The organism is Flavobacterium sp. TC780 (assembly GCF_056783245.1).
This window is the reverse complement of the sequence record NZ_JBXBAV010000020.1, coordinates 1-6,763: the sequence shown is the minus strand read 5'-3', so window position 1 is coordinate 6,763 and position 6,763 is coordinate 1. Positions and strand designations below refer to the sequence as shown.

Here is a 6,763-nt window from a genome sequence, read left to right as displayed (position 1 = left end):
GTTTATCGATGGTACTTCAGGAACTTCAAAAGTAGTTCTTAATGAAAAAGATAAAGCTTATGTTGATGTTACTGATAACTTAACATATTTAAAGGATAATAGTTTTATTTGGACTAGCGAAAAAGATGGTTTTAATCATATCTATTTATATGATAAAACAGGAAAGCTTAAAAATCAAGTTACTAAAGGAAACTGGGAAGTAACTTCTTATTACGGATTTGATGAGAAAACAAAAACGGTTTTCTATCAATCTACAGAAAATGGGTCAATCAATCGTGATATTTATCGAATTGCTCTTGACGGAAAAAACAAAGTACGTTTATCTAAAAACGTAGGTACTAATAAAGGCAACCTTCAGCCCGAATTTTCAATACTACATCAATACATTCTCAAGCGCATCTCAGCCTACAACTTTTACTCTTAACGATGCAAAAGCTGGAAAAGAATTACAAGTAATAGAGAATAATGAAGCACTGGCTTCTAGCTTAAAAGCATACAATCTTGCTACAAAAGAATTTTTCGTATTAAAAACAGCAAAAGGAAATGAGTTGAATGCATGGATCTTAAAACCTAAAGATTTTGATCCTGCCAAAAAATATCCTGTTTTTATGTTTCAATATTCAGGACCATGTTTGAAGCAAGTGGCAAATCAATGGAACAACTCTAATGATTATTGGTTCGAAATGCTAACTCAGCAAGGTTACATTGTAGCTTGCGTTGATGCTAGAGGAACAGGATTTAAGGGAGCTGATTTTAAGAAAGTAACACAATTGCAATTAGGAAAATACGAAGTTGAAGATCAAATTGATGCAGCAAAAGTTATTGGTATATCTTATGTTGATGCTTCGAGAATTGGAATCTTCGGATGGAGTTATGGTGGATTTATGGCTTCGAACTGTATTTTTCAAGGGAACGACGTTTTTAAAATGGCTATAGCTGTTGCTCCAGTTACTAATTGGAGATTTTATGATTCAGTTTATACCGAAAGATATATGCAGACTCCTCAAGAGAACGCAAGTGGTTATGATAATAACTCTCCTATAAATCATGTTGATAAATTAAAAGGGAAGTTTCTTTTAATTCACGGATCTGCAGATGATAATGTACATGTGCAAAATACTATGCAAATGATGGAAGCTTTAATACAAGCTAACAAACAATTTGATTCGCAAATTTATCCAGATAAAGACCACGGTATATATGGCGGAAAGACGAGAGTTCAGCTTTATACTAAAATGACTAACTTTATCAAGGAAAATCTTTAACTAAAATCTAATTAACCTAAATATAATAATGAATAATATGGAAGAAAAACAAGTGAGTACGGCGCATCCAAAAGGACTTTGGGTATTGTTTGGAACAGAGATGTGGGAGCGATTTAATTTTTACGGCATGCGGCCTTATTGACTTTATTTCTTGTAAATTCATTATTGATGAAAGAAGAAGAAGCTTCATTGATTTATGGAGGTTTTCTTGGACTTTGTTACTTAACACCAATGCTTGGTGGGTTTATTGCCGATCGTTTTTTTGGAAACAGAAACTGTATTCTTCTTGGAGGTTTTATGATGGCAGTGGGGGCAACTATTATTGTTTGCCAGTGGTAGTATTTTTGAAGCAAATTTAAGCTTAGCAAAAATAGTAATGTATAGCGGATTAGGAATTATCGTTTTCGGTAATGGTTTCTTTAAACCAAATATTTCTAGTATGGTTGGTAGTTTGTATCCAAAACAGGAAAAAACTAAACTGGACTCTGCTTTTACTATTTTCTATATGGGAATCAATATTGGTGCTTTCTTAGGGCAATCTATTTGTCCGATTTTAGGAGATGTTAAAGAAGTGGGTGGTCTTAGAGATATTCATGCTTTTAAATGGGGATTTTTAGCAGCTTCTATTGCTATGCTTTTAGGAACTTTACTTTTTTACTTTTTAAAAAATAAATATGTAGTTACTCCAGAAGGAAAGCCTTTAGGAGGTTTACCATCTAAAAATGATGCTTCTGATTTTGAGGAAGGAGAGGCTCAAAAAGCTAATTTTTCTAATAAAGCTTTATTAATTGCTGGAGTTAGTTTCTTTGTTCTAGGTTTGTTCTTTCATTATGTAATTGAACAGAATTTAATTTATACATTAATTTATTCAAGTGGATTGGCTTTAGCAGGATTAATCATTTCAGATTCTTCGTTAACTAAAGTAGAGAGAGATCGTATTTTTGTAATTTATATTGTTTCGTTTTTTATTATTTTCTTCTGGGCAGCTTTTGAACAAGCTGGTTCATCATTAACTTTTATCGCAGATAACCAAACGGACAGAAACTTCTTTGGTTTCCAAATGCCTGCATCAATGGTGCAGATTTTTAACGGACTGTTTGTGGTAATATTAGCTGTTCCTTTTAGTGTGTTATGGGATACTTTAAGATCAAAAGGAAAAGAGCCTATTTCTACTGTAAAACTAGCTGTTGGATTGGTAGTTATTTCTTTGAGTTTCTTTATGATTGCAAATCAAGTTTCTTATATCGGAACTTCTGGGTTGTTATTAGTTAAGTGGTTGATATTATTATATTTCTTAAATACATGTGCTGAGTTATGTTTGTCTCCAATTGGTTTATCATTGGTAGGTAAATTATCTCCGAAACGTTTTGCTTCATTATTGTATGGAGTATTTTTCTTGTCTAATGCATCAGGTTATGCTTTAGGAGGAACTTTAGGTTCTATTTTGCCAGCTACTGGTGATAAATTTGCAAAAGCAAAAGAATTAGGGATTGATCTTCAGGGGGTTTTAGATAAAACTATAACGCCTACAGCAGAGCAGCTTGCTCTTTTAGACAAACATCAAATTAGTGCTGCAAATCATTTTTTTGCAGGGTTTGAAATTCACAACTTATATGAGTTTTTTATGGTGTTTGTTGTGCTTACCGGTATTGCAGCAATTATATTGTTTGCTTTGACACCATTTTTGAAAAAAATGATGCACGGTGTTCGTTAATAATTAAAACCTTAATATCTATTACCTATCCGATTTATTTGGGTAGGTAATTTTTTTAATTTTGAAGCTATTTTATTATGTGGAAAAATCATCCAAAAGCATTGCCTTTTTTGTTTTTATCTGAAATGTGGGAACGTTTTGGTTATTATTTAATGATTGGAATTTTTACTTTATATCTAAAAGATGTAGAGGCTGGGTTTGCTATGACCGAGAAAGAAGCTTCTGACTTGTATGGAACTTTTATAGCACTTGTGTTTCTGACACCTTTTATTGGTGGTTTGGTTGCAGACAGATATCTAGGCTATAAAAATTCAATCATCCTTGGTGGGTTAATGATGGGAGTAGGTTATTTTATGATGGGTATTCATAGTTTAACAATGCTATATGTTGCAATGACGCTGGTTATCATAGGAAATGGTTTTTTTAAACCTAATATTTCTACACTTCTAGGGAATTTCTATGATGAAGATAAATACAAGGATAAGAAAGATGAAGGATACAATATTTTCTATATGGGAATAAATGTGGGAGCTTTCATTTGTAATTTCTTTGGTGCAGCTTTACAAATCCTTCTAGGATGGCATTATGCTTTTATGGCAGCTGGATTAGGAATGTTTATTGGTGTAATTGTTTTTGTTTTAGGGACAAAACATTATGGTAATAAAACTGATAAAAAAGGAATTCAAGAAGGAGATATGCCATTTTCAAAAATTGTATTGTACATTCTTGTTCCATCTATTGTCTTTGGAGTTATAGGCTGGTTGCTAAAAGGAGTACAATCTGATATGAATTTAGATAGTTCAATCTTTGGTTCAGATAGTACAGATGCGTTTATTTTTGCTTGTATCCCAGTAGTTTACTTTTACGGAAGTTTATATTTTAAAGCTAAAGTAGAAGAGAAAAGACAAATAGGAGCATTACTTTCTATTTTTGCAGTGGTTATTTTATTTTGGGCAGTTTTTAAATTAAACGGATCAGCATTAACCACATGGGCAGATCGTTATACGGATAGAGAAATTACAGGAACAACACAAACTGTTTTCAATAATTTGAAATTGGCCAAAGTGATTGAATTCAAAAAAGATTCAACAGAATTATATGACGCTAGTTTTAGACTCCAAAAAGAAAATGGGAAAGTTGTGAAAACAGTTGATCATCCCGTTTATTTCAGAAATGTAGCCGAGGACAAAAAGCCAACTGAAGGAGCAACAGTTTCTATTTGGGCAACTAATTTAAGTCAGTCGATAAATCCTGGTTGGGTAATTATTCTGACACCCTTGGTGGTTGCATTTTTTACTTTTCTTCGTAATAGAAAAAAAGAACCAAGTACGCCAACTAAAATTGCATTCGGATTATTGATTTCTGCATTATCTGTTTTAGTAATGATTGCGGCAGTTCACATAGGAGGTAACGGAGCCGAAAAAGTATCGGTTTGGTGGTTGGTTGCTAATTATGGGATTATAACCATTGGAGAGTTATTCTTGAGTCCCATGGGATTGTCAATTGTTTCTAAACTGTCTCCAAAAAACATTACAGCCTTAATGATGGGAGGTTGGTTTTTATCAACATCAATCGGAAATAAATTAAGTGGGGTTTTAGCTAGTATGTGGGATCAATATGATGACAAAATAAACTTTTTCTGGGTAAACTTTGGCTTGTTGATGTTTGCAACAGTATTGATGTTTGCTTTGGTAAAAAACTTAAACAAAGTGATGAAAGATCACGGGATCAATTAATTATTATAAATAAATGGAACAGAGTATTACATTAGAAGAAATACAAAATTTTAAAGGCAAGTACCCAAAGCAATTGTGGTATTTGTTCTTAGTCGAAATGTGGGAGCGTTTTTGCTTTTACGGTATGAGAGGTGTTTTGGCATTTTTCATGGTCGACCAATTAGGATTATTAGAAGGAAAAGCAAATTTGCAATATGGAGCCATACAGGCATTTGTATATGCTTTTACTTTTATTGGAGGTATTTTTGCTGATAAAATTTTGGGATTTAAAAAATCTTTGCTTTTTGGAGGAATCGTTATGATTATTGGTAATCTTATTATTGCTGCCTCTCCTCACGATTTTTTCTATTACGGTATTACACTGTCTATTATTGGAACTGGATTTTTTAAGCCTAATGTTTCTTCGATGGTTGGTGAACTATATCATGAAAATGATGGACGTAGAGATGCTGGTTACGGTATGTTTTATGCTGGTATTAACATCGGTGGAATGCTAGGTGGAGCGATTCCTATTTATTTAGGGAAGAATTACTCTTGGAGCTTGTGTTTCCTTTCTGCTGCTATAGTTATGATTATTGGTGTGATTACATTTCTTTTAACGAAGAAACATTTAGCACCTATTGGTAACTCACCATTAGAAAAGCATACTCCAAAAAAACGTAATATGTATGAGATCGGAGTTTATGTTGGTTCTTTATTGGCAATTCCTCTTATTTATATAATGGTGATAAATTCTGATTTTACAGAATATTTTATGTACACAATTGGAGCAGTTGCTCTTTTGTATTTTTTGTATGAATTGTTAAGAATTAAAGATCGCAATCAGCAATATAAATTATTGGCGGCGTTTGTATTTATCTTCGGGTATTTTATGTTTATGGCTATCTCAGAGCAATCGGGTGGTTCATTGTCATTGTTTGCAAAAGATAATTTGTCTAGTCAGTTATTGTTCTTTAATATTGATCCAAACGTAGTTAATAATAGTATAAACTCTTTATACGTTATTATTTTTAGTCCACTAATAGGATTATTATGGATATTCCTTTATAAAAGAAAAATTGAGCCTAATACAGTTGTGAAATTTGGATTTTCATTCATTCTTCTTGCAGCAGGATTCTTTATCTTTTATAGTGCTCGTTTCTTTGTTGATGTAAATGGATTAAGTTCTCTTAACGTATTTGCTTTAGGGTATTTAGTATATACTCTTGGAGAGTTGTGTATTGGACCAATCGGTATGTCAGTTATTACTAAATTGTCTCCTAAAAGACTTTTCGGAATGATGATGGGATTGTGGTTCTTATCAAGTGCATTTGGACAATTTGCAGCAGGAAAATTGGGTTCAGAAATGTCTAATGCAAATACAGGAACTACGCTTATGTCTAAGTTGATAGCTTATACAGATGGGTATTATCATTTGGCAATTTATTCGCTTATAGCAGGTGTTATTTTAATAATAAGTACACCATTGATTAAGAAATTAATGCAAGAAGTAAAATAGAAAATATTTTCTAGTTTATTTTTTCCTTAAATTTGGAAAATAAAATAAGAACAAAATGAAAAAGATATTTGTTGCGTTGTTGCTAGTATTAGGTTCTTTTGCGGTTCAGGCGCAAGATTTAAAGTGGTATACAGACGTAAAAGAGGCTATAGCTATTAGTAACAAGGAGAAAAAACCTCTGTTATTGTTTTTTACTGGAAGCAATTGGTGTGGTTGGTGTATTCGTTTGCAAAGCGAAGTCCTAAAAACTGCTGAGTTTAACAAATGGGCAAAAGACAATGTTGTTTTGGTGGAATTAGATTTTCCAAGAAGAACGGCACAAACTCCTGAGGTAAAAGCTCAAAATAATGAATTGCAGCAAGTTTTTGGAATTCAGGGATTCCCAACGGTATATTTTACAAAAGCAGAGAATAAGGATGGCAAAGTTAATTTTCAGGGTCTTGGTACAACAGGCTATGTTGCTGGAGGACCATCGGCTTGGCTTGCAGTCGCAGACGGGAGGTGCTGCCTCCCTAACAACAGGAGCATGTATTAACCTTAGCAATACGTG

General features: G+C 33.0%; 3 protein-coding genes and 2 pseudogenes. All 5 read left to right on the top strand.

Annotation, left to right across the window (positions count from 1 at the left end):
- Positions 1-1,265, top strand: a pseudogene (locus AC1RYN_RS02190) (S9 family peptidase); the annotation flags it as partial.
- Positions 1,266-1,302: 37 nt separating this feature from the next.
- Positions 1,303-2,979 (top strand): annotated as a pseudogene (locus AC1RYN_RS02185) (peptide MFS transporter).
- A 77-nt stretch (positions 2,980-3,056) separates the two neighbouring features.
- Complete coding sequence (locus tag AC1RYN_RS02180; protein ID WP_481805661.1) at positions 3,057-4,715, top strand: peptide MFS transporter; 1,659 nt, start codon at positions 3,057-3,059, stop codon at positions 4,713-4,715.
- 13 nt (positions 4,716-4,728) lie between these two features.
- Positions 4,729-6,213 carry a peptide MFS transporter gene (locus tag AC1RYN_RS02175; RefSeq protein WP_481805660.1) on the top strand — a complete coding sequence of 495 codons (1,485 nt, stop codon included), beginning with the start codon at positions 4,729-4,731 and terminating at the stop codon, positions 6,211-6,213.
- Between the two features lie 55 nt (positions 6,214-6,268).
- Entirely contained in the window at positions 6,269-6,748 is a 480-nt protein-coding gene (locus tag AC1RYN_RS02170) for a thioredoxin family protein (RefSeq protein WP_481805659.1), read from the top strand.
- Positions 6,749-6,763: the final 15 nt, after the last annotated feature.